Origin of the sequence: Winogradskyella sp., assembly GCF_028282165.1 — a bacterium.
In the GTDB taxonomy this organism is placed as follows: Bacteria; Bacteroidota; Bacteroidia; order Flavobacteriales; family Flavobacteriaceae; genus Winogradskyella.
Genome location: NZ_JANQIM010000005.1, coordinates 209321 through 235843, shown reverse-complemented (window position 1 = coordinate 235843; position 26523 = coordinate 209321). Strand labels below are relative to the sequence as shown.

20 protein-coding genes are annotated in these 26523 nt (G+C 33.4%); 4 read left to right on the top strand and 16 right to left on the bottom strand.

The genetic code is table 11. The annotated features are described in order from the left end of the window. The first annotated feature begins 85 nt into the window (after positions 1-85). Positions 86-1258 (top strand): proline dehydrogenase family protein, encoded by a 1173-nt coding sequence (locus Q0972_RS02865; protein ID WP_299362334.1) that lies wholly within the window; start codon positions 86-88, stop codon positions 1256-1258. A 21-nt stretch (positions 1259-1279) separates the two neighbouring features. Here Q0972_RS02865 and Q0972_RS02860 read toward each other — a convergent pair whose 3' ends face one another. Genes Q0972_RS02860 through Q0972_RS02845 form a run of 4 tightly spaced genes read right to left on the bottom strand, consistent with a single transcriptional unit; the run spans position 1280 to position 7505 of the window. Beyond that, positions 1280-3646: a polysaccharide biosynthesis tyrosine autokinase gene (locus Q0972_RS02860; protein ID WP_299362333.1), complete on the bottom strand. Its 2367-nt coding sequence runs from the start codon at positions 3644-3646 to the stop codon at positions 1280-1282. A 24-nt stretch (positions 3647-3670) separates the two neighbouring features. Continuing rightward, entirely contained in the window at positions 3671-4456 is a 786-nt protein-coding gene (locus tag Q0972_RS02855) for a polysaccharide biosynthesis/export family protein (protein ID WP_299362331.1), read from the bottom strand. A gap of 20 nt (positions 4457-4476) precedes the next feature. After that, a complete protein-coding gene (locus Q0972_RS02850; RefSeq protein WP_299362326.1) occupies positions 4477-6384 on the bottom strand; it encodes a nucleoside-diphosphate sugar epimerase/dehydratase in 1908 nt (635 codons plus the stop codon). After that, positions 6381-7505, bottom strand: a complete 1125-nt coding sequence (locus Q0972_RS02845; RefSeq protein ID WP_299362324.1) for an aminotransferase class I/II-fold pyridoxal phosphate-dependent enzyme — start codon at positions 7503-7505, stop codon at positions 6381-6383. The genes Q0972_RS02850 and Q0972_RS02845 overlap by 4 nt, the downstream gene beginning before the upstream one ends. Before the next feature lie 421 nt (positions 7506-7926). Between Q0972_RS02845 and Q0972_RS02840 the strand changes: the two genes are divergently transcribed. Together Q0972_RS02840 and Q0972_RS02835 are read left to right on the top strand one after the other, a co-directional pair. Continuing rightward, positions 7927-8898, top strand: coding sequence for an ATP-grasp domain-containing protein (locus Q0972_RS02840; protein WP_299362322.1), 972 nt, complete (start codon positions 7927-7929; stop codon positions 8896-8898). Continuing rightward, positions 8882-9538 (top strand): HAD family hydrolase, encoded by a 657-nt coding sequence (locus tag Q0972_RS02835; RefSeq protein WP_299362320.1) that lies wholly within the window; start codon positions 8882-8884, stop codon positions 9536-9538. The genes Q0972_RS02840 and Q0972_RS02835 overlap by 17 nt, the downstream gene beginning before the upstream one ends. Position 9539: 1 nt before the next feature. On the opposite strand, the gene Q0972_RS02830 is transcribed toward Q0972_RS02835, so the two are convergent. From Q0972_RS02830 to asnB, 4 genes are read right to left on the bottom strand one after another with little or no spacing between them, the layout of a single operon-like run. Continuing rightward, positions 9540-10160, bottom strand: coding sequence for a sugar transferase (locus tag Q0972_RS02830; protein WP_299362497.1), 621 nt, complete (start codon positions 10158-10160; stop codon positions 9540-9542). 29 nt (positions 10161-10189) lie between these two features. After that, positions 10190-11167: an endonuclease/exonuclease/phosphatase family protein gene (locus tag Q0972_RS02825; protein ID WP_299362318.1), complete on the bottom strand. Its 978-nt coding sequence runs from the start codon at positions 11165-11167 to the stop codon at positions 10190-10192. Then, entirely contained in the window at positions 11164-12297 is a 1134-nt protein-coding gene (locus Q0972_RS02820; protein WP_299362315.1) for a glycosyltransferase family 4 protein, read from the bottom strand. The genes Q0972_RS02825 and Q0972_RS02820 overlap by 4 nt, the downstream gene beginning before the upstream one ends. 5 nt (positions 12298-12302) lie before the next feature. Further along, positions 12303-14207, bottom strand: coding sequence for an asparagine synthase (glutamine-hydrolyzing) (asnB, locus tag Q0972_RS02815; protein WP_299362312.1), 1905 nt, complete (start codon positions 14205-14207; stop codon positions 12303-12305). Positions 14208-14765: 558 nt separating this feature from the next. Between asnB and Q0972_RS02810 the strand changes: the two genes are divergently transcribed. Further along, a complete protein-coding gene (locus Q0972_RS02810) occupies positions 14766-15728 on the top strand; it encodes a glycosyltransferase family 2 protein (RefSeq protein WP_299362310.1) in 963 nt (320 codons plus the stop codon). Positions 15729-15744: 16 nt separating this feature from the next. Here Q0972_RS02810 and Q0972_RS02805 read toward each other — a convergent pair whose 3' ends face one another. The 8 genes from Q0972_RS02805 to Q0972_RS02770 all read right to left on the bottom strand — a co-directional run bounded on the left by Q0972_RS02805 (position 15745) and on the right by Q0972_RS02770 (position 26067). Next, positions 15745-16884: a glycosyltransferase gene (locus tag Q0972_RS02805; RefSeq protein WP_299362308.1), complete on the bottom strand. Its 1140-nt coding sequence runs from the start codon at positions 16882-16884 to the stop codon at positions 15745-15747. A 4-nt stretch (positions 16885-16888) separates the two neighbouring features. Next, positions 16889-17959: a glycosyltransferase gene (locus Q0972_RS02800; protein ID WP_299362305.1), complete on the bottom strand. Its 1071-nt coding sequence runs from the start codon at positions 17957-17959 to the stop codon at positions 16889-16891. 6 nt (positions 17960-17965) lie between these two features. Then, positions 17966-18892, bottom strand: coding sequence for a hypothetical protein (locus Q0972_RS02795; RefSeq protein WP_299362302.1), 927 nt, complete (start codon positions 18890-18892; stop codon positions 17966-17968). A gap of 3 nt (positions 18893-18895) precedes the next feature. Then, complete coding sequence (locus Q0972_RS02790; protein WP_299362299.1) at positions 18896-20329, bottom strand: MBOAT family O-acyltransferase; 1434 nt, start codon at positions 20327-20329, stop codon at positions 18896-18898. Positions 20330-20553: 224 nt separating this feature from the next. Continuing rightward, positions 20554-21765: a hypothetical protein gene (locus Q0972_RS02785; protein ID WP_299362296.1), complete on the bottom strand. Its 1212-nt coding sequence runs from the start codon at positions 21763-21765 to the stop codon at positions 20554-20556. Continuing rightward, a complete protein-coding gene (locus tag Q0972_RS02780; protein WP_299362294.1) occupies positions 21762-22832 on the bottom strand; it encodes a glycosyltransferase family 4 protein in 1071 nt (356 codons plus the stop codon). The genes Q0972_RS02785 and Q0972_RS02780 overlap by 4 nt, the downstream gene beginning before the upstream one ends. After that, positions 22832-24172, bottom strand: a complete 1341-nt coding sequence (murJ, locus tag Q0972_RS02775; RefSeq protein ID WP_299362292.1) for a murein biosynthesis integral membrane protein MurJ — start codon at positions 24170-24172, stop codon at positions 22832-22834. Before murJ ends, Q0972_RS02780 begins: the two co-directional genes overlap by 1 nt. A 278-nt stretch (positions 24173-24450) precedes the next feature. Continuing rightward, positions 24451-26067, bottom strand: coding sequence for a hypothetical protein (locus Q0972_RS02770; protein ID WP_299362290.1), 1617 nt, complete (start codon positions 26065-26067; stop codon positions 24451-24453). Between the last annotated feature and the right edge of the window lie 456 nt (positions 26068-26523).

The following is a 26523-nucleotide window of genomic DNA, read 5'->3' as shown; positions in this document are numbered from 1 at the left end:
AAATTAATGCTGTGAAAATACTCCCTTTTTTTAGAAAAAAGTAAACTATGGATTAAATATATTTGTATTAACTATTCTCTAATCTATGATAAATCGTACACTCTTTGAAAACACTGATATCGCTTTTGCATTAAAATCCGATTCTGAATTGGAACGTGCTTATTTTTTGTTCAAAATGATTTCTTCTCAACCATTAGTACGTATAGGCACTGCGGCTACTAATTTTGCACTAAAGGCTAATTTACCCGTTGAGGGCTTAATTCGCTCAACGGTTTTTGATCATTTTTGTGGTGGAGTTAATGAAGAAGACTGTCTGCCAGTAATCGATAAGTTGCACTTAAAAGGTGTAAGCTCTGTTTTGGATTATTCGGTTGAGGGAAAGGAAACCGAAGAGCAGTTTGATTATGCACTAGAAAAAACATTAAAGATTATTCATTTCTGTGATGAAAAGGATGCCATGCCAATAGTTGTGTTCAAGCCTACTGGCTTTGGGCGATTTGCACTTTATCAAAAAAAGAGCGAAGATCTTGATTTTACTAAAGAAGAGCAAGAAGAATGGAACAGGGTAGTGGCGCGATATAATGCAGTTTGTAGATTGGCAAAAGAAAAGGATGTTGAAGTTTTAATAGATGGTGAGGAAAGTTGGATGCAAGATGCTGCAGATGATTTGGTGGAGCAAATGATGCGTATTTACAATAAAGATAAAACTATAGTCTATAATACGCTTCAGTGTTATCGTTGGGATCGATTAGATTATCTAAAAGGGCTTCATTCTCGTGCTAAGGCTTCAGGATTTAAAGTAGGTATGAAAATTGTTCGTGGTGCCTACATGGAAAAGGAGCGTCATAGGGCTGAAGAAAAGGGGTATCCTTCTCCAATTTGTAAAAATAAAGATGCTACGGATGATAATTTTAATAACGCACTTACCTATATACTCAAACACATAGATGAAATTTCCTTGTTTATTGGGACGCACAATGAGGAAAGCAGTTATTTGGCCATGGAACTTATGGAAAAATATGGAATCAATAAGAACGATAATAACGTGTGGTTTGGGCAATTATATGGTATGAGTGATCATATTAGCTATAATCTTGCCTCAAAAGGTTATAATGTCGCTAAATACATTCCTTTTGGTCCTGTTAAGGATGTTATGCCATATTTAATTAGAAGGGCAGAAGAAAATACTTCAGTAGCTGGACAAACCAATAGGGAACTAGAGTTGCTGAGAGCGGAAAAGAAAAGACGTAGATTATAAAGAGCAACAGCAGTTTATATTCTATTTGCCGAATTTATACCATTTCTTTTTCTTAGTAGGATTGTTACCATAACCATAACCATATCCATAGCCTTTTTTACCTGGTTTTACACCATTTAAGAGCATAGTTATGTTTGGAAGTCTGTTTTTGTCGTAAAGTGGCTGTATAACACTTACTAATCGTCTGCTGTCTACACCATCTGCACTTACGACATAGATAAATATATCAGCGTGGTTAGAAATCAACAAGGTATCACTTACCAAACCTACAGCAGAAGTATCGGCAATAATATAATCGTATTTGTTTTCAAAATATTTGAATAATTGAGTGACTCTGTCGCTCATTAACAATTCTGATGGGTTTGGCGGAATTGTACCAGATGGAATAATATCTAAAAAGCTATTATCAGGATGCTTTACAACAACGTCTTGAGGCTTTATGGATTTGTCCGCAATGTAATCCGACAATCCTTTTTCTGGTTTTTCTTTTAGATTAAGATAGTTTAAAATTTTTGGCACCCTAATATCCATTTCAATCAATAAAACGGACTTGTCGGAGTATGATATCGATGTTGCTAAATTAGTACTGGTATGTGATTTTCCTTCTTGGGCTTTGGTTGATGTAATAAATAGTCTTTTCGCCCTACCTGTGACATCCTTTAGAACAAAATCAATATTAGACCTTACAATTCTAAAAGCTTCAGCTTTAGGTGAGTAGTCGACCTTTTTAACCAGTTTTTGCTTTTTTGAGGTTTTTGGGATATCTCCTAAGTAAGGCACATTCAATAATTTGGCTAAATCTTCCTTAGTGTAAATCTTTGTGTCTATAAGATCTGCAATATAAATGAGTCCAATGGGTACACCCAACCCAAAAATAATGGACGCTAAGTAAGTGATCATCGTATTTGGCGCAACAGGTCGATGAGAAGAGTAGGCCTTATCGATAATTTTGGCACTAGGTGTATACATACCTAATCTAATAGCAGATTCTTCACGTTTTTGTAGTAGGTATAAAAATAGCGATTCTTTAATGTCTTGTTGTCTTTTAATACCTCTCAGCTGTCTTGCTCTTGTAGGAGCAGTGTACAGCTGTCCACTTATTCTATTACTTTCGGCATTCAAATTATCGAGCGTAAGCTCGGATGTTCTTTTAATGGTACTTAGAGAGCTTTGAAGGTTGACTTTTAAGGCATCAATTTGGTTGTTTAATTGAATAACAACCGGGTTTTTCTCCGTAGAGTTCTTTAAAATCCTATCGCGTTGTGCAACCAACTCATTATGGCTTTTTATAATCTGCGCCGTATTACCATCGCCAATGCCAATATTGGCAGGAAGCATATCACTAATTTTATTTTCATCTGCAATTTCTTCTTGCAAATAAGAAATCATTTGGATGTTGGTGGCAGTATTTGAGATTTGCTGTTGCAGCTGTTTTTTGCTTTGAAGATTCAGGTCTGATTGGGCACCTAAAGCAGTAAGATTATTACGTTGGGCCAATAATTCTGCACTCGATTCAACTTCGCCAAGCTCAGTAGCAACTTCTTCCAATCGATTGTTAATGAAATCTGATGTAATCTTTACGACTTCTTCTTTATCCACAAGTACATCGTTGTTATATTCGGCAATAATTTGATTCAATATATCAACGGCCTTGTAAGAATTGGTATCATTAAGCTCTAGCTTAATAACACTAGAACCAATATCCGTGGCTATATTTATAGCGCCTTTATATGCATTTACAATTCTATCAACTGGGACAATAGCAATTTTTAGATTACTCCCAATTGTTGGGGCGTGTTTACCTATGTTTGGTGTTATAACCACATCGCCAAATCCCATTTTAATTTTGTCACCAAAAGCGTATGGTGTACCTGTTTCGTCACCATCGTCTATTAGGGATTTAACCTTTTCTTCAAAAAGCAGAAACTCAGTTTCTGATATCACTTTGATGTGAATTGCAGCACTAACACGATCTATAATGGAATCATTTTCAAAGAAATTGATACTTACAGGTGGATTTTTATAAATCTCCCTTTCCTTAATATTTCCTTCTGCAAAAACACTTATGTTGAGTCCTAAATTTTTAACAACATTTCTTATTAAAGTCCTTGATTTTATGGTTTCAATTTCATCTTTAATTTTATTGGTACCATCAGAAAATAAACCTTCATTTGCAATCTCATCTATACTAGGTAGTTTCTGGGATTGCTTTTCGTCTCTAATTTTTATTGTTGCTGAGGCATTATATTCATTGGTGGCATACCTAAGGTATGTGAAACCAAGTGCTATAGCAACAATTAAACAAAACAATAATAGCTTCCACTGAGTAAGAAACAATTCTACACTCTGTCTTATTTCATTTGTGGTAGAAACAGGTTTAGATTCCATAAAGTGAAAATAATAAAAACTATTTTAATTATTGTTAACCAAAAAGACCGTTAAGATAGTTGTTAAGGTTCCGATGGCCGATATTAAAATGGCATTATTCTGATTATATGTCGAAGCCCTTATTTTAGCAGTATTTGGTTCAACATAAATCACATCGTTTTGTTGTAAATAATACACGGGTGAATTCACACTGTTTATGGATGTTAAATCGATCTTGGCGAACTTTTTCTTCCCTTCGACTTCTCTAATCAAAAGCACATTTTTTCGTTTTCCAAAGATGGTTAAATCATCGGCAAGGCCTAAGGCCTCTAAGACTGTAATTCGTTCGTCTTGTATGGTAAATGTCCCAGGATTTCTTACCTCGCCCAATATGGTCACTGTAAAATTGGCCAACCTTACATTAACTATAGGATCTTTGGCATATTCTGAAATCTTTTGGGTAAGCATATCTGTAAGCTCAGTTCTTGTTAAACCTTCAACCTTTAGTGTTCCCAAAACAGGAAACTCTATGTTCCCGTCATAATCAACAAGATAAGTTTGCTGTTGTAGTCCACCTTGTGCATTTAATGGATTATTATTTGGAGCTCCACCGGCAACAAGCGTTAAATTAAATGGCATCACAGTTTCTGGGTCTAAAGCCGAAACATTGATGGTTAAAATATCGTCTGGTTTATAAATAAGCTGCTTAGGTTCTGAGGTTATAATATCACTTATCGGTTCGTCTTGAAAATAAACAATATTCTTTCTCGATCCGCAAGAGGTCAACATAACAACTACTAAAAGTGAAATTAAAAAGTTACGGGTTTTCATAGGATGCTAATAGATTTAGTTTATAGTTTAGGATTGTTTTTTGTATCTAGTACTTCGTATGTTGAATTATTGGAAATATATTCAGGAATTAAGGACTTTATCGAAGACACAATTTCTAATGGTTGTGTTAAGGAATTTATCGAAGTTAACTTATTAATTCCTTTTTCAGCTTTCTCAATATCAACAAATCTAGATTTTGCAATCATTATTTTTTCATGATACGTTTTTTTGGTGTTTTCGCCATCTGCCAGAAGCTCTTCATATATTTTTTCGCCTGGTCTTAGGCCAGTAATCTTAATGTCAATATCCTCTGGATAACGCAATCCTGAAAGGATAATCATATTCTTGGCTAAGTTAAATATCTTTATAGGTTCGCCCATATCAAAGACAAATATTTCGCCACCATTACCCATAGCTGCTGCTTCTAATACGAGCTGACAGGCCTCAGGAATGGTCATAAAGTAGCGTGTTATCTCTTTGTGGGTTACCGTTAATGGACCACCTTTTTCGATTTGCCTCTTAAACAAAGGAATAACAGAACCATTAGAACCTAATACATTACCAAACCTAGTCGTAATAAATTTGGTATGGCCTTTACCCTTTAAACAAGTAACATAAAGCTCAGCTATACGTTTTGTAGCACCCATTACATTTGTTGGGTTTACAGCTTTATCCGTAGATATTAAGACAAATTTATCTACACTATGTTTTACGGCAATATCTGCTACATTTTTGGTACCACCTATATTAACGCTTACAGCTTCAAAAGGATTGTTTTCCATTAAAGGCACATGCTTATATGCAGCAGCATGGAAGACAATTTTTGGTTTATACTGATTAAAAATTTGATCAATTCTGGTCTTGTTTCTTACATCAGCAACAATAGCGTCAATATTTGAAAGTCCTAGTTGTTTAAACTCTTGTTGTATATCATATAATGCGGACTCTGCATTATCAACTAGTATTAACTTTTTGTAGTTATAAAGACTTACTTTTCTACTGATTTCGCTACCTATGGATCCTGCTGCACCAGTAATTAAGATTACTTTATTGTCATATTGGTCTTCTAAATCAGGGTTTTTTATATTAATGGGATCTCTTCCCAATAAGTCTTCAATCTTAACTTCTTTGATTTGGCCTACGCTTAGATCTCCATCGATCCAACTCTGCACAGGAGGCACTATTTTTACCTTTAGGCCTAGTGAGAACAGGTTTCCGGTAATCTGTAATAATCTTGATGGATCAATATTTTGGATGGAGATAATAACATCCTCTACATCGTACTTTTTTATAAAAGCCTCGTCAATAGAGCTTATGCTATAGACCTTTAGAAGATTTATCTTTTTGCCAATTTTTCGCTCATCATCATCAATAAACCCTACGACTTGGAATCCATTTTTTGTGTCATTCTGAATAGCATCATAAGTTAACATGCCTGAATTTCCAGCTCCAAAAATCAACACATTAGCCGTTGTATTTACATCTTGGGTAATATGATTATAAAGTGATTTTATAAACAGTTTGGCTCCAATTAAAAACAGAATGTTTAATAATAAATGGATATAGATTATTGATCCCGAAATATTGAATATACTATCATCACTTATAAATTTTCTACTCAAAAATGTACAGCATATCAGTATAGTGGCTAATATATTGGCACCAATGATAACATTGACAATATCCTTAAACCCGGTAAACCTCACTACACCTTTGTATGACCCAACTGCTATAAGACTTATTGAAGCAACGATTATAACATATGGAATTTGTTTCAGTAAGGTTGAGACGTCGAAATCTATCTTAAAATTAAATCGTATGAGATATGCTAAAAAGAACGTTAATACGACTATAGATACATCAAACAGTAGTACTAACCATTTTGAAGCATAACGCTGAGAGATTTTATTTAAAAACTTAACAATCATACTGCAAAATACATATTTATGGTAGAAATGACTCTATTGAGTTCTTCGTCACTGAGGTTGGAGCCGCTTGGTAAGCAAAGTCCTCTATCGAATAAATCGTCAGAAACTCCATTTATAAAACTTGGTGAATCCTTAAATACAGGCTGTTGATGCATTGGTTTCCACAGAGGTCTGGATTCAATATTTTCCTTTTCCAAGGCCAATCGTAGATCTTCCCGAGTGCCTCTGGAATCTAGAAGAATGCATGATAACCAACGATTAGAGAAGTGCCCTTCTGGCTCTTCTAAAAATGTTATCTGTTCAATCTCCTTAAAAGTTTTAGAATACAATGCATGATTAGAACGACGCTTCGCCACATGGCTATCTAATATGGTCATCTGTCCTCTACCAATACCAGCAACAATATTGGACATTCTATAATTATAGCCAATATGCGAATGTTGGTAATGAGGTGCTTTATCTCTTGCTTGAGTAGCTAAAAAAACGGCCTTTTGTTTGTCCTCAATGGTTCTTGTTACAAGAGCACCACCACCAGATGTAGTTATTATTTTATTGCCATTAAATGACAGTATAGCTAAATCGCCAAAAGTACCACAATTTTGACCTTTATAATGGCTCCCTAAAGATTCTGCACTATCTTCTATAACTGGGATATTATACGCTTTGGCGACAGCATGGATATCTTTAACTTTATAGGGCATTCCATATAAATGTACGGCTATGATTGCTTTTGGAGTCTTTCCTTTAGAAATTCTATCTTTAATAGCATCTTCGAGCAATACAGGACACATATTCCAAGTCTCTCTTTCGCTATCAACAAAAACAGGCGTAGCTCCTTGATAGACTATTGGATTAGCAGAAGCAGAAAATGTTTTGCTTTGGCATATAACTTCATCACCTTGACCTATGCCAAGTAAAATAAGGCTTAAATGCAGTGCTGATGTTCCTGAAGCTAAAGCGGCAACCTCTACATCTTGATTGAGATATTGCTGTAAGTCGTTTTCAAAACCATTTACATTAGGCCCTAAGGGTGCGACCCAATTGGTATCAAATGCTTCTTTTATGTAAGTTTGTTCTAATCCACACATATGCGGAGAAGACAACCATATTTTAGGTTTCATAAGTCAAATTGTTAAGTAATAGACATTACCTTTTCAATTTCATGCCTTAGAGGGATTTGGGACACGATTATTAAATCGATTTAAAGATGCATTAATAATATGAGACTCAACAAATAAAGACGATAAAAGGCAAATATTTACGTTGTCACCTAGTCCCATATTGAATTGCAATTAGAGATCATCTTTGGTGTAAATTCGCTTGCTTATACATGCTAATTGGTAAAGAAAGCTGGTAAATATTCATGATTTTATTGATATCGGTGATTTGCTTATAACTACTAAAATGTGTTTATTGCATTGAATCTATTCCCTAATCCAATTAATTTGCCAATCGTAGGTTCTTTTTTTAGCTTTAAGATGGCGTAGTTATATTTAGAGCCTCAAATAATAATAGTCATATGCAGGCCCTTAATTTAATAACATGAATATTCTCATAACTTCTGCTGGTAGAAGAGTCTCTTTGGTTAGAGCTTTTCAAAAAGAGTTGGTTAAGGTATATCCTAAAGCTAAAGTTTTTACTTCAGACTCTAACCCATTGTTGTCGGCCGCATGCCATGTAGCGGATAATTACTTTAACGTTCCGAGGTTAGATGATAATCTGTATATCAATAAATTACTTGATCTGTGTAAAGACAATCAAATAGGTTTAATTATCCCAACTATAGATACTGAACTTTTAATGCTCTCTAAACATCAAAACGATTTTGAAGCCGTAGGTGTAAAGATTTTGATATCTGATGTTCCTTTTATTCAAAAATGTCGTGATAAAAGGGAGATACATAGATTTTTTGAATCTCATCATATCCGCGTTGCCAAGGAATTCTCCAAGACCAACTATCAACTTCCGCTTTTTATTAAGCCCACCGATGGCAGTAGAAGCGTGGATACATTTATCGTTGAAAAGGAAGAAGATTTTACTGAATATCATTTTGAGAATGACAAACTTATGTTTTTAGAGTACTTGGACCACAAAGCTTATGACGAGTATACTTGCGATTTGTATTATGCCAAGGATGGTCAACTAAAATGTGTTGTTCCTAGAAAGCGTATAGAGGTAAGGGATGGTGAAGTCTATAAGGCTTTAACAAAAAGAAATGCATTAGCAGATTTCATTACATCCAATTTAAATTATATTGAAGGTGCACGTGGAGGATTTGCAGTTCAGTTTTTTGTCAATAAATCAGATGAAACAATTGTTTATGGTATTGAAGTAAATCCAAGATTTGGTGGCGGATATCCTCTATCTTACTTGGCAGGTGCAAATTTTCCGAAGTGGATCATAGAAGAATATTTGTTAGATAATACTATTGAAGACAAGTTTAATAGTTGGGAGTCAGATTTGCTAATGATTCGCTATGATGATGAAGTATTAGTTCATGGATATAAAGATTGACAGACATACTGTAGTTGTTTTTGATTTGGACGATACGCTCTATAATGAAATAGGGTTCCTAAAATCAGCATATAAATTCATTTCAAACCAAATCGATTCTAGAAATAGTGAATCCTTATATAGTAATATGCTTGCTATGTATAGAAATGGGAGGGATGTCTTTGAATATTTAGCAGAGAAGTACATTGTTGAAAAACAGGACTTAATTCATACCTATCGTAATCATATACCGGATATTAGTTTGTTTGAAGGGGTTTTTGAAATTTTTCAAAATATCACTAAAAAAGAAGGACGGCTTGCTATAATTACGGATGGACGCGTAAATACACAGACTGCAAAAATCGAAGCCTTAGGTATTAAAGAGTTTTTGAGCAAAATAGTAATCTCTGAAGCTATTGGAAGTGAAAAGCCAAATGAGTTGAACTACAGAGCAGTAGAAACAGCGCTACCTGCAAAGACTTATTATTACATTGGCGATAATATCAAGAAGGATTTTTTGACTCCAAACAAAATAGGATGGAAAACTATAGGTTTAATTGATAACGGCTTAAATATTCACTATCAATTAAATGAGGACTTGAAAGATGAGTTTTTGCCACAATTTTTAATTCATTCATTCAAAGACATAAACATTATATAGCTTAGGCATTTGAAGGTTCGTGTCTTGACCCTGTAAATCTCGGCATATCTACTTCATCTGAATTATTGATGTCCTTTGGAGCAATTACTTTCTCAATAGTCTTTATAAGTATTTTCATATCCAAACTAAATGATTGATGTTTCACATAATAAACATCATAATCGAATTTTTCTTCCCAACTAATCGCATTTCTGCCATTAACCTGTGCCCAACCCGAAATCCCTGGCAATGCATTCAATCTCTTTATTTGTTCTTCATTGTAGAGTTCAATGTATGCTACAAATAAGGGCCTCGGACCAATAAGACTCATATCACCCTTTAAAACATTGATAAGTTGAGGTATTTCATCTAAAGAATACTTTCTACAAAAACTCCCCACTTTAGTAATTCTATGCACAACCGGAAGAAGTTCACCATTCTCGTCAGTCTTATCGGTCATAGTCTTTAGTTTAATGATAGTGAAAGGCTTGCCTTTTAATCCGGCACGCTCTTGGTAAAAGAAAGGTTTCCCGCTATTAGCAATTGATAGAATTATAATCAGTGTTATTAATAGTGGTGAAATGATAATTAAACCTATTAAGCAGGCTGTAAAGTCCGCTATTCGTTTTATGATTTTATATATATTTTTCATAGGCGTAGGTTTTTGTAAACTTAAGATCTTGATGTTTTGGGTATTTTAAATTCAATTAAAATGGGTTTGTGATCAGATAAATTTAAATCAAAATTCTTATGATTGGTCACTTCTAACGATTTGTTGAGCAATATATAATCTAAACGTAATGGAAAACCCGATAAATTATAAGTTGTACCTAATCCATTACCTTTCGCAAAAAATGAATCATTAAGCCCATGAGACAAAGTTTTGTAGGGTATGGAAAATTGAGTTGCATTAAAATCACCACTTATAATAACCTTTCTGTTAGACTTATTAGCATGTGCCTTTACGGCTTTAGATTGTTCAATCTGCTTACTAAAGGTATAAGATAACTTTTCAGACACATCTAGAACAGCACGAGACGTTAGGGCAAATGACTGTAAATGAACATTATAAACTCTTAAGGTGTCGTTTTCTACAACCAAGTCGGTATACAGTGTGTTGTTTCTGGTATTAGGAAAATCAACATAGCCTTTTTCTACGATTGGAAATTTTGAATAAACATCGAGTAGTGTCTTTTCGATATCCTTCCTAAAGCCTAAAAAGTGATAATCATAGCCCTTAATATTTCGACCTACTTTATAAGCAGATTCTTGTAACAAAAGAATATCCGGGTTTATTGAATCAATAAACTTTATAATATTATTAGCAACTTTAGCGTCTTCATTTGCAAAAGATCTAACGTTATAAGTCAATAAACTGATAGTGTTTTTATGGTTTTCATCATCTAAAGAAATTTGATAAAAGAAATTATAACACAAAAGAAAAGCCATTGTACTAAAGAGATACAAATACTTTCTTTGTCTAAAGGCATAAATTACAATTATAGTATTTAAGAAAAACAAAACAGGTAGTAAAACACTTGCAATGACTGATATTGCACCCCAATTAAAATAAGTACTTAGAATCCCTATAGCTAAGAGTAAAACTATAGACAAAGCAATCTTGTTGTTATGTGCAAGTATTAGTTTCAATGAAGTACTTGTTTTATAATATTGATTAAATCGTTATTTATAATATTAACATCAAAGCGTTCTTCAGCATATTTCCTACTATTAATACCCATTTCTTTTACTTTTTCTGGATTAGTAATAAAATATTCCATAGCTTTCACTAACGCTTCTAGATTTTTAGGTTCTATTAAAAACCCATTAACGCCTTCTTTAACCGACTCTCTACAGCCTACGGAATCTGTTGTTATAATTGGATTTCCACAAGCACAGGCCTCTAGTGTGGTTCTTGGTAAACCTTCCCTATAATAACTTGGCAATACAAATACATCGGTATTGTGCAGATGCTTTTCTACGTTCTTTTGTTTGCCATGAAAGATTATGGTTCCTTTTTTGTGCAAATCGTTTAACTCTTCCTCACTAATAGCAGATGGTGAGGTTTCGGCGGCACCTATAAGATGGAATTCAGCTTTAGGGTATTTTTCTTTTAAAATTTTTGACGCTTCTAAATACAAAGCCACTCCTTTTTCTTTAATAAGTCTAGCAATAAAAAGAAAACTAACTTTATCGGTTGGGTTCTTTTCCTTGAAGGTGAATTGCTCTAAGTTAACACCAGAGCCACTTACAAAGGCAACCTTTTGATGTTTCGAAATTACTTTTCGATCAACCAGTAGTTGATGGTCATCTTTATTCTGAAAGACAATAAACTTATTTTTTCGTATAGATAATTTATATAAACGCTCGTTAAACTTCTGAAGCAGTTTTGCTTTCTTAGAAGCACCTGTAAAGGTGTACCCCAAACCTGTAATAAGTGATATTACTGGAACTTTGCAGCTATTTGCAGCCATTGAACCATAAATAACAGGCTTTACGGTATATGGAAATACCAAATCGATTTTATTGCTTTTAATAATCTGCTTTAGCTCTTTTATTGAATCCATATCTTTTACAGGGTTTAAACCCGTTCTCTGCAAATTGAATTCAATTGGCGTCGCACCCATTTCTGTAATTTTCTGACGGTTCTGTTGAGCGTAACTTGGAGCTGCTGCAAAAACTTCAAAGCCATTACTGATGAGGCTTTTTATAAAATCTCCTCTAAACCTAATTAGCGAACCATCATAAGATGCAATTAATAAGATTCTTTTTTTACTCATGGTTGCTAATTTTGTTTGAGAAAATTGTATTTGTACCATTTTTGAAAGCAGTAATAGGACCAAACCCTAAACGTACTGTCCTTTTTACTGTCTAAATGGTCTCTAACTAGTTTTGTGATAACTTCTACGTTAAAAATACCTTGATCTTTTAGCATATTGGGTTCTATATAACTTTCAAGTTCTTGTCGCAAGCTTTGTCTAAGCCAATCGCCTGTAGGGCTGCCAAAACCACTTTTACTTTTTTCTAAGAACTCATCTGGAAATTGATCTTTAAAAGCCTCTTTGAGAATGTGTTTTTTGTTCCAGCCTTTCATTAAATAGTGCTCTGGTAGGGTGTTGGTAAATTCCCAAATATCCTTATTTAAGAAAGGTGCTCTACACTCTAAGGAGGTCATCATGCTTGTTCTATCGACTTTTGCCAACATACCACCTTCCAAACTGCATATTTTGTCAACAAGTCTAAAATCTGTGAGCGTCTCTATATGCTGTTTTCCTATAATGTTTTTGTACTCCTTAAAAATATCGGTTTCATAGAATTCCGGATGCATTATTTCTGCTAGTTGTTTGCTTGTATTTGCTAATGAAATAATATCCCAGTAAAAGTTACCATTGTAGTTTATGGCATTGAGCAACTTATTGATCTGAAATTTCCTTCCCCTTGCATCATCCTTGTCTACTAATAATTTTTGACTAAGCTTTAATATTGTCTTGTGTATACCTTTAGGAACCAACCCAGTATATCGCTTATTCATTTTTCCGATGTAATACTTGTTGTAACCACCAAATACTTCATCACCACCATCACCTGTTAAAGCCACAGTAACATGCTCTCTTGTTTTTTCTGATAAAAGGTGAGTGGGCAGAGCGGCGCTATCGGAAAATGGTTCGTCAAAATTAACCAAGATGTTATGGATGTTATTTTTTAAATCATCTTCATCAATAATAAACTCATGATGATTGCTATTTATCATATCGGCAACAACTCGAGATTTGTCGGTTTCGTCATAGGATGCTTTTTTAAAACCTATGGAGAAGGTATCAATCTTCTTATCGGTGGTTTGAGATAGGCATAGCGATATAATCGACGAGTCCACACCACCAGATAAAAATGTCCCTAATCCCACATCAGCGATAGATCGGCTATTCACACTATTGTAAACCATTTCCTTAGTTTTTGCCTTGGCATCCTCAAAAGAAATATTTACGGTTTCAGGTTTTGGTTCTGTATTGATTTTATGAATGCTCGTTTGATGTGATACTAAGTCGTACTCGATATAATGATTAGCTTCTAATTTTCGGATGCCTTCATAAATAGTATGTGGAGCAGGAATATAGGTTAATCTGAAGTACAGATTCAATCCTGTTTTTGAGATATTTGGATTAAAATCAATGGTTTTGATAATCGATTTCAACTCTGAAGCCCAAATAAACGCTTTCTCAGTATGCATATAGTACAATGGCTTCTCACCAAAGAAATCACGTGCAATAAAGAGCTTATTGATTTTCTTGTCATAAATGCTAAAACCATACATACCATCTAACCACTGAAAGGACGCAACGCCATATTTTTCGTAAGCCTTAAGAATCACTTCTGTATCACTTGATGTGTTGAAGGTTACACCTTCTGCTTCAAGTTTAGCTTTTAGGACTCTGTAGTTGTAGATTTCACCATTAAATACAATAACTATTTGTTTATCCTCGGTAAAAATCGGTTGTTGTCCAGAAGACAGATCTATAATAGACAATCTACGCATGGCCATTCCTACAGAATAATCCATGAGTTCTTCAGCAAATACGCCATCTTCGTCTGGCCCTCTATGAATAATTAAGTTATTCATTGTGTTGAGAACCGAAGAAATCTTGTCCTTATTTGTTTTGGTTTTAGTTATTATGCCGTTTATTCCGCACATACTTTACTTCATTTTGTTTAAAAAGCAATGCTTATTATATATCATGTTTAATGATACAAAATCCTTTGCAACAATAAGATCAAAAATTGGGTAAAATGCTGTTCTAATTTGGTTAAGTCTTTTGGTAAGTCGAAAACCAAATACTTTTTTGCTGAAAGTAGATGCTACACAGCTCATTTGATGTGCAGACAACCATATTTTAGGTTTCATAGGCAAAAATTGTAAAGTAATGCAATATTACAGTTTCAATTTAATGTCTTATAGAGTTTGGGACACATTATCAACGGGTTAAATATGCATCAATATATTGTGATAGCCCAAATAAAGACGATAAAACGCAGTTATTCACGTTGTTGATAAACAAATGTATTTAATAGGAATTGAATATGGTTTTTTCAACAATTTAAGTGCAATTCAGGTCCTTTTTTGTATAGAATAGCAATGAAAATTTAAGTCATCTGTCTATTTTTTTCTTATTTCATCTATTTTTATTGCGAGATCGCAGGTTAACTAATAATTTCATTTTCTATAACCTTAAATCTATTACTAAACACTGTTATGAGCACTCTCATTTTCAAGGATTTATTGCCAGTTTACAACGCTCAGGAACCTAGGATATACAAGTATAAATTTACTGTATTTACTCCTGTTTTTAATTGTGAAAATTCAATAGGGAAAGTACACGAATCTCTATTGAATCAAACATATAAGGATTTTGAATGGTTGGTAATCAATGATGCATCTACGGACGGGTCCCACGACGTCATTACTAAAATAGTAGAAACGTCTCCACTTAATATTAATTATGTTAATAATAAGGTTAACAAACATAAAATGAGTTGTTTTATACAATCGATTGGTTTGGCTCAAGGGGAATTTTTACTAACGTTTGACGGTGATGATGAATGTTATCCTCACGCTTTACAAGTGTTCAATGATGAGTATGAAAGCTTAGATGAGGAAATGAAATCGAAAGTAGGCGCGGTAACCGCTCTATGTGAAGACCAACATGGCAATTTAGTGGGAACAGAATTTCCGGAAGATCCTTTTTTCTGTGATACGTTTGAAGCGAAGATCAAAAATCAAATCATAGGCGAAAAATGGGGTTGGACAAAAACAGATATATTGAGAGACATAGAAATTCATCCAGAAATGCTCAATATTGGTTTTACGCCAGAGAGTATTATTTGGAGTACCGTTGCCAAAAGTGGATTCCTCACAAAATGTACCAACAAAATTCTTCGGATTTATCATGTTGATATGGAAGGTTCTATAATGAATACGCCTATGACATCTCGTAGTGCCCATGGAACCGTATTAAACAACATAGGGCATATCAACTGGTTTTTTAATAAGTACTTTTTTACGGCACCCGTTTTCTTTTTAAAAAGAATCTACGTTATGCTAAGGTCCTCTAAGTTTTTGAAAATACCTTTGGGAGCTTATCTAAAGTCTATAGAACCCTTTTTTGTGAAGATGATTGTCTTTTTCTTATGGCCTTTTAGAGGATTGTTAAGATAGGTTTAAATGGCTTAGCTTAAGAAATTAGGTCTATATATTCCTTTAGAATGCTATTCTTTTCGAAGTCTTTAATGCGTTTATTACTATTACTGATACATTTTTCTATAAAGCCTTGGTGTTTTATAAAATAATCCATGCCTTTGGCCATGGCATCCACATTTTTAATGGGTGTTAAAATACCATAATCAGTTAGCATAATATCATTATCCCTAGGCTGTTTTAGTTCCATGATTTCACTTGGACCAGATTGGCAATTCGTTGATAGGATTGGTAAACCACAAGCCATAGCTTCTAACAGCACATTTGGGAATCCTTCGTGATTAGAGCCAAATACAAATAAATCAGCTGATTTTAGATATTTATAAGGATTAGGGTCAAAACCGAGTAAAATGACTTGCGCATTTACATCGAGCTTATTTATAAGATCTTCTAGCTCCTGTTGCATATCACCAGAACCAAGAATATATAATTTTAACTGCGGGTTTTGTAGTTTGTGTAAGGCTTTTATAAGCATTATATGGTTCTTGCCAATGTCTAATCGTCCTAAGGTAACCATGTTGAATTTCGACGTATCGAAGAAGCCTTCTATGGGGTCAATTTTGCTTATTTTTTCTAAATTTATTGGATTATGAATGACGTGCATTTTTTTCGATGGCACTTCAAAATTGCTCACCAAGTCTTCCGCATTTCCATAAGAGTTTGAAATCACCATATCCGATTTTTTGTACAAGGTTTTGATCATCTTTTTGTTGAATGTGGATTGAAATCCTTTATAGCTGTACTGTAAACTAGGAAATGCTCTTTCATTGGTAATAATCTTAAAATCGTAATTAGTAAACTTTCTAGAAAGCACATTTATAAAAGAGGGACGTGTTAAAAAGCTAAGGCTATGTGATAATTGAAGTTTTTTAACAAGCTTGGCGTATTTATAGGCAAGAAAAGGAATTTTTAAGGCTTTAATAATTCCGCTTTCCGAAGCATTGGATTTTTCTATGTAGTGAATTTTAGTATTATCGGGAATATCATATTTGATCCCAGTATTCATTAAAATTAAATGAACGTCGATATTGTTTTTAATACAATAGGAAACCAAGTAAGATACAACACGTTCTGCACCGCCTCCGTTTAATGAATATATGAGTATTCCAAGTCTCATTGCCTTAATGCTTCAAAACATGTTGAAATAAATCTTCGTATTGTTGAAGAATCACTTCACGGTTAAACTTTTTATAAACGGATTCTCGTACTTCTTTTGGATCCATATTGAACTCCGAATTTAACTTTTCCAGATATTCATCTTCATTATCAACCAAATAGCCATTTATGCCGTTCTCTACAATCTCTTTGGTACCACCTGGCGCTTTAAAGGCTAATACAGGTGTGCCTACAACACAACTTTCTAGTAAAGCATTTGGAAATCCTTCTACATAAGATCCTTGTAAGTACACGTCGTGCTGGGCAAGAAAATCATTCACTTTATTGGTAAATGGAATATGCTCTATATACTTTGAAATACCTAAGCTTTCTGCCTTGTTAAATATGCTATCCTTCAGATGACCATTACCAATAATAGTGTAAGTATAAGGAATTGTTAGTTTTGAAAGTATATTCAAGAGCCTTAAGTGCCCTTTAACTTCTGTTAATCTTCCAACGGTAATGAATTTTCTAGGGACATTATTTGACTTTTCTTTTATAGGTGGAAGATTTGATATTGGGTTATTAATCACATGGATTTTTTCTCGTGGTATATCAAAATTTCCGACCATATCTTCTGCCATGTCTCTAGATTGACAGATTAAAGCATCTAAACTCTTAAAGCCATTAGGGAGAAAATGAGCAGGGGACCATTTCCTGGCTTTTTTTTCGTTTTTACGTTGCCCTAAGACCGTAGCTTCTCTACCAATGAATTTAGTGTTTTTAAAGAAAGGAGAGACCATAGCCATTGCCGTATTTACGTGAGCTATAGAACTTACTACAATATCTGGTTTTAATGATTTTATGTTTGTTATAATAGATGGTAATGCTGTTAGTATTCTTGGCTTGTTTAAGTATTTAACATCAGCATTACTAACATCATAGACATTATCTTTCTTAAAACCAGCAACTAATAGAACAGGGTAAAATTTGTTCTTATCAATATTTTGGCAAACAAAAGAAATAACACGTTCGGCACCACCAGCACTTAATGAGGGTAAAATAAATAAGATCTTTATTTTAGGTTGGTTACTCATTTTATTTTAGCGGTAAACTATTTTTAGGGCATTGGCAACCTGACCGGCCGCTCTCTCATGGCCATAACACGTCCAGTGACTATCATGGTCAAAAGACCAACTTTTGCTATCTACACTAGAATCTAAAGTGATAACATTAAACCCTGCACTTTTGCACTTTTCAACTATTATTGGATTTGATTCAGGATGAAAGACAAGCGTTAGAAATTCGATATTATAGCTCTTTTTAATATAATCAATGAGCTTAAAAACTTCATCTTTCGATTCTAATCCAACTTTATTATTTGCCTCTTCGGTAAGTATGGTTTCCTTTTCCTCTTTTGAAGGTTTGTTTAAAGGAAATCTATTGTAGAAATAATATAAAAGCTTCCAGTTATATAGGATTTTCTTGAAAAATGGAGCTTTCATTTTACCGTGAATAATTTCATTTTTCTTTAAGCTAATCTGTGTAATATCGCTCATTGGTTTTACTTCGACAATACTCTCAAAAAAGTCGTAATCATTAACATAGATTAGAGTATGTGATGGTTGAAGAGAGTCTAATTGTTTATTGATCTCCATGGCTTCAATAAGGGAAACGCCCGAGCGTGCAGCTTCCATGAAGTTATAGTTAGGCATGTGTTGTTTTAAAAAGACCGATTGGTGGCATTCATTTGGGTTCATGAAATTTTCTATATACGAATCACCAATGACCAGAACCAAATTATCAAAACTTTTAGGTAATTCGCCTGGCCACCCTAGTCGGTTTATCATCCATTTATGCTCACCGCCTTTCCAGTAACCATCTTGGTTTGGGTAGTATTTTTGTATGCCATACTCATCAATAGTCCTCTGAGGAATATCGGACATAGCGTGCGTTACACGTACCACAACTTCACCAACGATCACTGCTATAATAAGAAGGAGGACTATATTTTTTAGAAACGTTTTCATCCTTTAGAATTGGAAATAAATGAATTGTTGTTCTTCACCTGTAAAGGCAAACATCAATACGATTAGTAAAATATAAAAGCTCCAGCGAACAGGCTTCTTCATAACATCTACATTTTCAATAGCATATTCATAGCTTCTGCCAAGCCATTCTATGACAAGGAAGAATGCCAATAATATTAAAATCGTAGATGGAAAAACTTCCACCCAAGTAAAAAGCGATCCATTAAAAGTACCTTGAAGATAAGAAAAGGCATGAGAAACATTATCTGCCCTAAAGAATACCCAGGCTATAAGCGTTATAAAGAACGTTAAGCCCATTTGCCCTAATTCTTTTAGGTTTGGCAAGTAATTACCTTCGGCAACTAGATTAGTATTTATCCTGTTTTTATTTGCTAGTAGTAAAGGTAAAAAGTATAAGGCGTTTAAAGCTCCCCAAACTATGAAGGTCCAATTGGCACCGTGCCAAAAACCACTGACAATGAATATGATGAAGGTATTTCTAACTTTCATTTTAGTACCACCGCGACTTCCACCCAAAGGGATATACAGATAATCCCTAAACCATGTAGAAAGGGAAATATGCCATCGTCTCCAAAATTCTGCAATATCTCTCGAAAAATAAGGAAATGCAAAGTTTCTTTTTAAGTCAAATCCAAACAATCTTGCAATACCAATAGCGATATCAGAATACCCAGAGAAATCACCATAAATCTGAAATGCAAAGAAAAATGCTCCTAGGAGTAATGTGCTTCCGTTGTACTCCGTATGATTATTAAAAATCATATTGGCATATTTGGCACAGTTATCGGCAATAACTACTTTTTTAAACAACCCCCACAATACTTGGCGCAGTCCATCAACAGCTTTGGTATAGTTAAAAGAACGCTTAACCGAAAACTGAGGTAGGAGGTTAGTGGCCCTTTCTATTGGCCCTGCCACAAGTTGAGGAAAAAAGCTAACAAAAGCCATGAATCCAACAAAATTCTTTGTAGGTTCTAGCTTTTTATTATAGACATCTATGGTATAACTCAATGTCTGGAAAGTATAAAAGCTTATACCCACAGGTAAAATAATATTAAGTGTATTGATGCTCAGTTCCTGTCCAAAGAACGTAAACGAATGTACCAAGCTGTCTATAAAGAAATTATAGTATTTAAAGAAACCGAGAAAACCAAGATTAACACCTATGCTCATCCATAACAAAGCTTTCCGTTTATTCTTTTGATCTGTTTTGCCGAGCGCGTTACCAATAGAATAATCAACTAAGGAACTAAAAAGGATTAAAGAAAGAAAGCGCCAATCCCACCAGCCATAAAACACGTAACTGGAAATGGCAATAAGTAAGTTTTGAGCTTTAATATACTTACTGCCAATGAGCCAATACAAAGCAAAGACTATTGGTAGAAATACAAAAAATTCTAGCGAATTAAATAGCATATATGGTTAAATTTGGGTCATCACTGCAATTACTTGCAATTTTGAACCGTAAATATGTTCTAACTTAGCTAAATAATCAAAATTATTCTTTAAAGTGGTATTTTATTACTTCTATCTGCACCATTAAGATTTTAATATCAATCGCGATAAGACCAAAGCTTAAGCTACTTTAATAAATTTTCATATCGAAAAATAAGCTACAGACTATCAGTTTATACCACAGTTTAAGCATCAACCGTTGCTTTTGAGACTTCAGATATATCTTTAAAATCCACCAAATAACCCATATAGATAAACATGGCCATTAAATAAGGCTGATTGATTACACTTTGCAGACTTAGCATAAAAATACACATCGTCAATAGAATAGGTAGAACGAGAAACCTTATTTCGGGAGGACTTCGCATGGCTTGTAAAAAGTATCTAAAGAGCAAAAACAAGAAAAACAATAATGCAAATATGCCAGCATCTGCCCAAACGCCTACAATTGTATTGTGACCTCTTTGAGATGCTGCAAAATTGATACCGTTACCAAATATCGGATTTTTATATACATAATTATGCAATAGATTAGTAACGAGTTCATTACGACCAGAGTCGTCAACTTCGTCGGTATTGAATGTTGCAAGATTTACTAGATTATTAATCTTTTTTCTTTGTTGGCCTTTTAGATCTAAGTCTGCAGTTAAATTATTTAGATTAGCTATGACAATCCATAACAATGGTACCAGAGCTAAACCAATAACTAATCTCAAACCACTGAAAAACTTATAGTTAATAGATACAAAACAAATAATAAATACTACAAAACCAGTGGTTGAAAATGTAATGAATAGACCATAAAGTACAATGGCTAGTACTAACAGTTTTACAGCTTTAAAAAGCCTATTTTGAGGATTATATAATTTATAGACTAAAATAAAAGCAATTATAGCTGCAAGCGCAAAATTATTGGCGTCGCCATATACACCGCCAGCTCTATCTATATATTGGTAAAACCCACCTCGATCTAAATCAAATTTTGTGTTATAGAAATGAATCCCTAAAAAAACAGAAAAAGCAAAGCCCCAAATAGCATTTATCTTAAATACTTTTCTATGTTCTGGATGGCTTAAATAGACATAAAAACCAATAACATATATTAAAGGAATTATATTTACTAGGATTTGTGCGGGATTATATAGTACGGCGCTTGCAGCCAAAGCTATTACGAAATACAGTAGGAAAAATATAATCCAGAGTTTTGCCGTTCTTGAATACTCACTTCTTTTCCTTATGATTAAGGCAATACCAAGGAAAAGTAACCCTAAATTTCCATAAGCTATCATTTGCGCTAAAGATTCGGAAACCGTCTTCGTTATTATTACTTGAAAATTAAATACCGTAATAGTAAATGGTAACAGGAAGCAAATATGTGTGATTAACCTTAAACTCATTTTTGCAATATGGCATTAAATATCTCTAAATAGTTCTCATATATAGTATCTATTTTAAATCTGCCTAATGATTTTACGCCCTCTTTTGCTAGTCTTTTTCTCAATGGCATATCATTCATAAGCATGTCTAAGCCCTTTGCCATGGCATCAAAATTTTGATCTTCAATAAGTAGTCCGTTAACATTATGCTCAATAATTTCTGAAGGACCGGTTATGCAATCAAATGCTATACATGCCATACCCTTACAAAATGCTTCTATTAAAACCATTGGTAGCCCTTCTGTTCTTGAAGGCATTACATAGATTTCTGATTCTATCATCAATTCTCCAACTCTTGTAGAATAGCCTTCAAAAATCACTTGATCCTCTATTTGATGTTCTTTTACTAAGTCTTTCAAAAGTTTTGTACCATCATCACCACCTCCAACTAACTTTAAAGTCCAATCTTCATTCTTTCTTAAAACAGGTGCAATCAATGGTATTAAATTGTCGAATCCTTTGTGGTAATAACGGTTAAGGTCTCCCACAGCAAGTATAATTTTTTTTCTATTGCGTACGGATTCGGTAAAAACTTCAAACGTACAAGGATTTGGCATCACATGCACATTAACTCCCTTTTTCTCGTAAAAATCTTTGTCAAACGTTGTAAGAACTGTCAGTGCATCAGATATACGATACATATATTTTCTTGCTAATTTACCAATAAAATCAGTTTCCCTAAGATGATTGTTATGTTCAGCAGAAACAACTTTGATACCATATATTTTACCGATCAGCGCACCAATAAAATTGGTTTGTGTCATAAATGGCATTAGAATATCGGGTCTATTTTCTTTTCTAGAGTATAGATTTAGCAAGTTTTTTATGCTTCTCAAGGTATGGTTTTTCCAACTTCCGTCATGAAGCCTGATGCGCTTTACAGTTGGGTTGGCTGAGAATACTTCGGGTTCATTAAATGTTATAATAGTTACATCATGACCTTTTTGGTCGAAAAAATTTGCCAATAATACTAATACACGTTCTGCGCCACCTGCAACAAGAGAATTGACCAAAAAATCTATTTTCATTATTTCAGTTTTTTATACAGGTTGTACGTATATCCAAAGTAAAAGCAACTGCTTATAATCAATACTAAAGAAGTACTTATGGCCAGACCATACACACCGTAGTATTTTATAAAAATTATATTGAGCACTAAATTTATAATTAGATTGGCTAGGGAAATCCAGGCCATGAAGCTATTTTTATTGATGCTTGTTAAAAACTTCACTATGATTAAGGTGCACAAATAAAAAGGTACATGGACAAATATTATTTTCTGAATCAAGGATACCTTAAGTGTATCTTCATGCGTAAATTTATCTCTTTCAAAGAGGATTTCTATAATCCAGTCTGACATAAATATGGCGATAACAACTAGTATACTCGAGGTGATCATTACGATCTTTAATACTTTAAACAAGTATTTGTAAGCGCTTCTTACATCTTCATTGACCATTCGTGAGAAATGTGGTAAAAGTACGCTTCCTAAGGCCATGATAACAATAGCAATACCAAAATATGGAATCCTTATTCCATAGCTTATGGCAGTGATGGAACCAGCTACTAATTGTGCAGCAAAGAACTGATCCACGTAATTATTTAGTGCCGATAAAAAGCTAGAGGATATTTTAGGAGGCAATTGCCTTACCATCAGTTTTACGTTGTCATTAACCTTTGGTCTTCCTAGCACTAGGTCGTTGTACTTTAAGGAAAAAAAGAGCATAATAAGAAAGCCAAGAGTACTTCCTGTTAATGTACCAATGGCTAATACTAAATGACCAAGTTCGTCCTTTAGAAAGACAAGGAAGAATATCATGGTTAGTATCGGGAAAATGTCTGGTATAGTTGCAATAAGAAAACGATTCTCGATTTCTAATAGCCCATGTAATACCGATGAAATACCCCAAAAAAACAAACAAGGCAAAATATAGAATAATTGGTCTTTGATCAATTGATAATAGGCATCGGTATGTCCGGGATATATTAGGTGAATAAAGGCATCAGTGGATAAAAAGGCAATAAGCACTGATAACGAACAAATACCAAATACAATAATAAAAACAATAGATTGAAAACTAGACTTAACACCGCCACTCTTGATGTCAGAAATATAGTTAGGTATAAAAATGTTTTTTAAAGAATTAATGAAAATACTCTGTATAAAAGAAGGCACTAACATAGCAATAAGGAATGTATCTAATAATTCAGACAAACCAAATGAACCTGCTATCATGGTTTCCTTATAGAAGGCCAAGACTTTAATTACAAAAGTGACCAGCCCTACAATAATCATATTCTTAATTAGTGGGTTACTCGAGGCTTTCTTTAGAGTATTGGATATGTATTCTTTTTTAAATGCACTCATTTGCCATACAGATCACGATAGTATATTTAGTTTAGCATTAAAAGTTATAATAAGATGACTATTTGCAATAACAACTAACGGCCTGTCCTTAATAAAAAATTGATTAAGACTAGATTTTATTTGAGAAGTTCGTAATTGCTTTGCAATCATAGAGATTTGGGTCTAATGATAAGATGGACAAATATTAAAAAAATAATCTAAAACTATTCTATTATTATATCAACGTCTAATTTATGGGATGAACGCTAAAAAATGGAGTAATTTTTGTAAACTACAAACTAAAAAAAGCGATTACGCTTTAACTTAACATCACTGATAAATATATCATTAACGCTATTAAGTGTGTGGGTTGAATTAATTTTTTTGTCCCAGTTAGGTATCATCTTTAATTCTAACCTTTCTTCATAATCATTTTCGGTAAGCTTTATGATCTCTAAAATATTTAAGCCATATCCATAGTGGTGTGAACAATCTTGGGATGGTCTAAACAATTTATTATCTCTTATGAAGAAACCTCCAGCTGGTCTGGCGGTTTTTACATCCCTTATTATTGGATTCAAAGGATGAGGTTTCCAATTATTGGAGATTAAATGCTTTGACGAATACAAAAATAACTCTACATTCTTTGAAGCACCTTTATGGTTCCTTTGAGATGTAAACATCCAATAGGTATCATCTTTTTTGTAAATGGTAGTATCAACAGCTACTACATTATCCATTAGCGTTTCTTGTAATTCCCAATCTAAAGGGAAATTTATGGCCTTATAGAGTTGTATATCCTTATTGCCACTGGTCTCTGGAATCATATAATACTCGTCATTGTCCTTAAAAACAAAAGGATAAGAGAGATGATAATCCTTTTCTAGTATCTTCTTTGGTTTTGTGTAAATACCATTTTCATCAATTTCCATCACTGATAAGTGACCAAGCTTATTTTTATAAATTAACTCTTCAATAAATAAATAGCATTTCCCATTTTCTTTAATCAGAAAAGGATCCGCCCAAAATCGATCTTTTGGTGGTAAGACTGTTTTATAGTCCTTTAAATTATAAGGATTCTTTTCACCATTACTATTTAAGAAAATAAGCGCCCATTGGTTAAAATAAAACATACTTTGTAAAAGCTGAGCAAGCTTCTTAAAATATAAGGACAGGACATATTTTAATGTTTTGAAGTTATTTGGAGGTTGATAAGAAACATCCATTTCTTTATTTGCAAAAACCTCTTTATGAGTATCTAATTTTTTCTCGAACAAGTATTTGTTTGTGGCTAAAAGATTTAAATTATTTATGACTAACATATGCGACTGCCATAATAAGCTATTGATGTTTCTTTTGTAGCTTAGTCCATCAGTGCAACTGCTTGTTTTGTCGATTGTTGCAGGATAGTGCATGTTGTTCTTTATATATCTCAAGACAGCTACGGATTCAGGCTTTTTGCTTATCATTTCCCAAATGCCATAAGGTTTTTTGCCCACATTATCCAGATCACAATGCGTTAAAAACCAAATCCCATATTTTGAAGTTTTTAGTAAAGCTTTTGGCAGATCAGAATCGATAAGGTTAACAACAACATCTATGTCGAAGTCATTAAGTTGCTTATTATTTATACCATTTGAATAGTCAATTAAAGGTACATCCTTAAAGTAGGTTCCAAAATCATATTTACTTAAAGCATAAGGGCTTGGATTAAAAAATCTGTTGTCCAATTTTAGGAAAACCTTCCATAGTAAAGGAATCTTTTTGGGAGTTTTAACATCTAAGTTATTAATGCACAACGCTAATTCTAACGAAGAAGAATTCTTTACATAATCTACAATTTCTTTTTGCCAATTAAAAAAACTCGGTTTGTTGATTATAATTGCAACTTTTAATTTTTTGGTCTTATAGTTCATGCCTAAGCTATATCAAAAGGTATTTTTAGATGTATTGTAATAATAGATTATTTGAAATTTTCTTATGCAATGTTAATAATATTCTTCGATAAAATGTTATTAATAATTTTTTTACACAAACTTCATTAAATGCTTACGTATTAGTACTTATTTCTAATTTACTTTATGTTATGATTTTCTTATGAAGATAAATTGTTGATAAAACAGGTTTTACTTCTGCTAAATTGTCGTATCTCATAGATATTTTTGTAAAAAAATCCGATAAAGTGTTAAACTTTATCTACAACAACATCTAAACGGTTTTTTTGTACGTATATAGGATATTTTAAATTTAATATTTAATAAAGTAATAAAAAACCTACAATTAAGAACTTTTTATCGAATAATTAAGTATTTAAGCACGAAATGGGGATTTTATTTTTTAGATTGCCATGCGTTGCAAAAAAAGATTGCAAA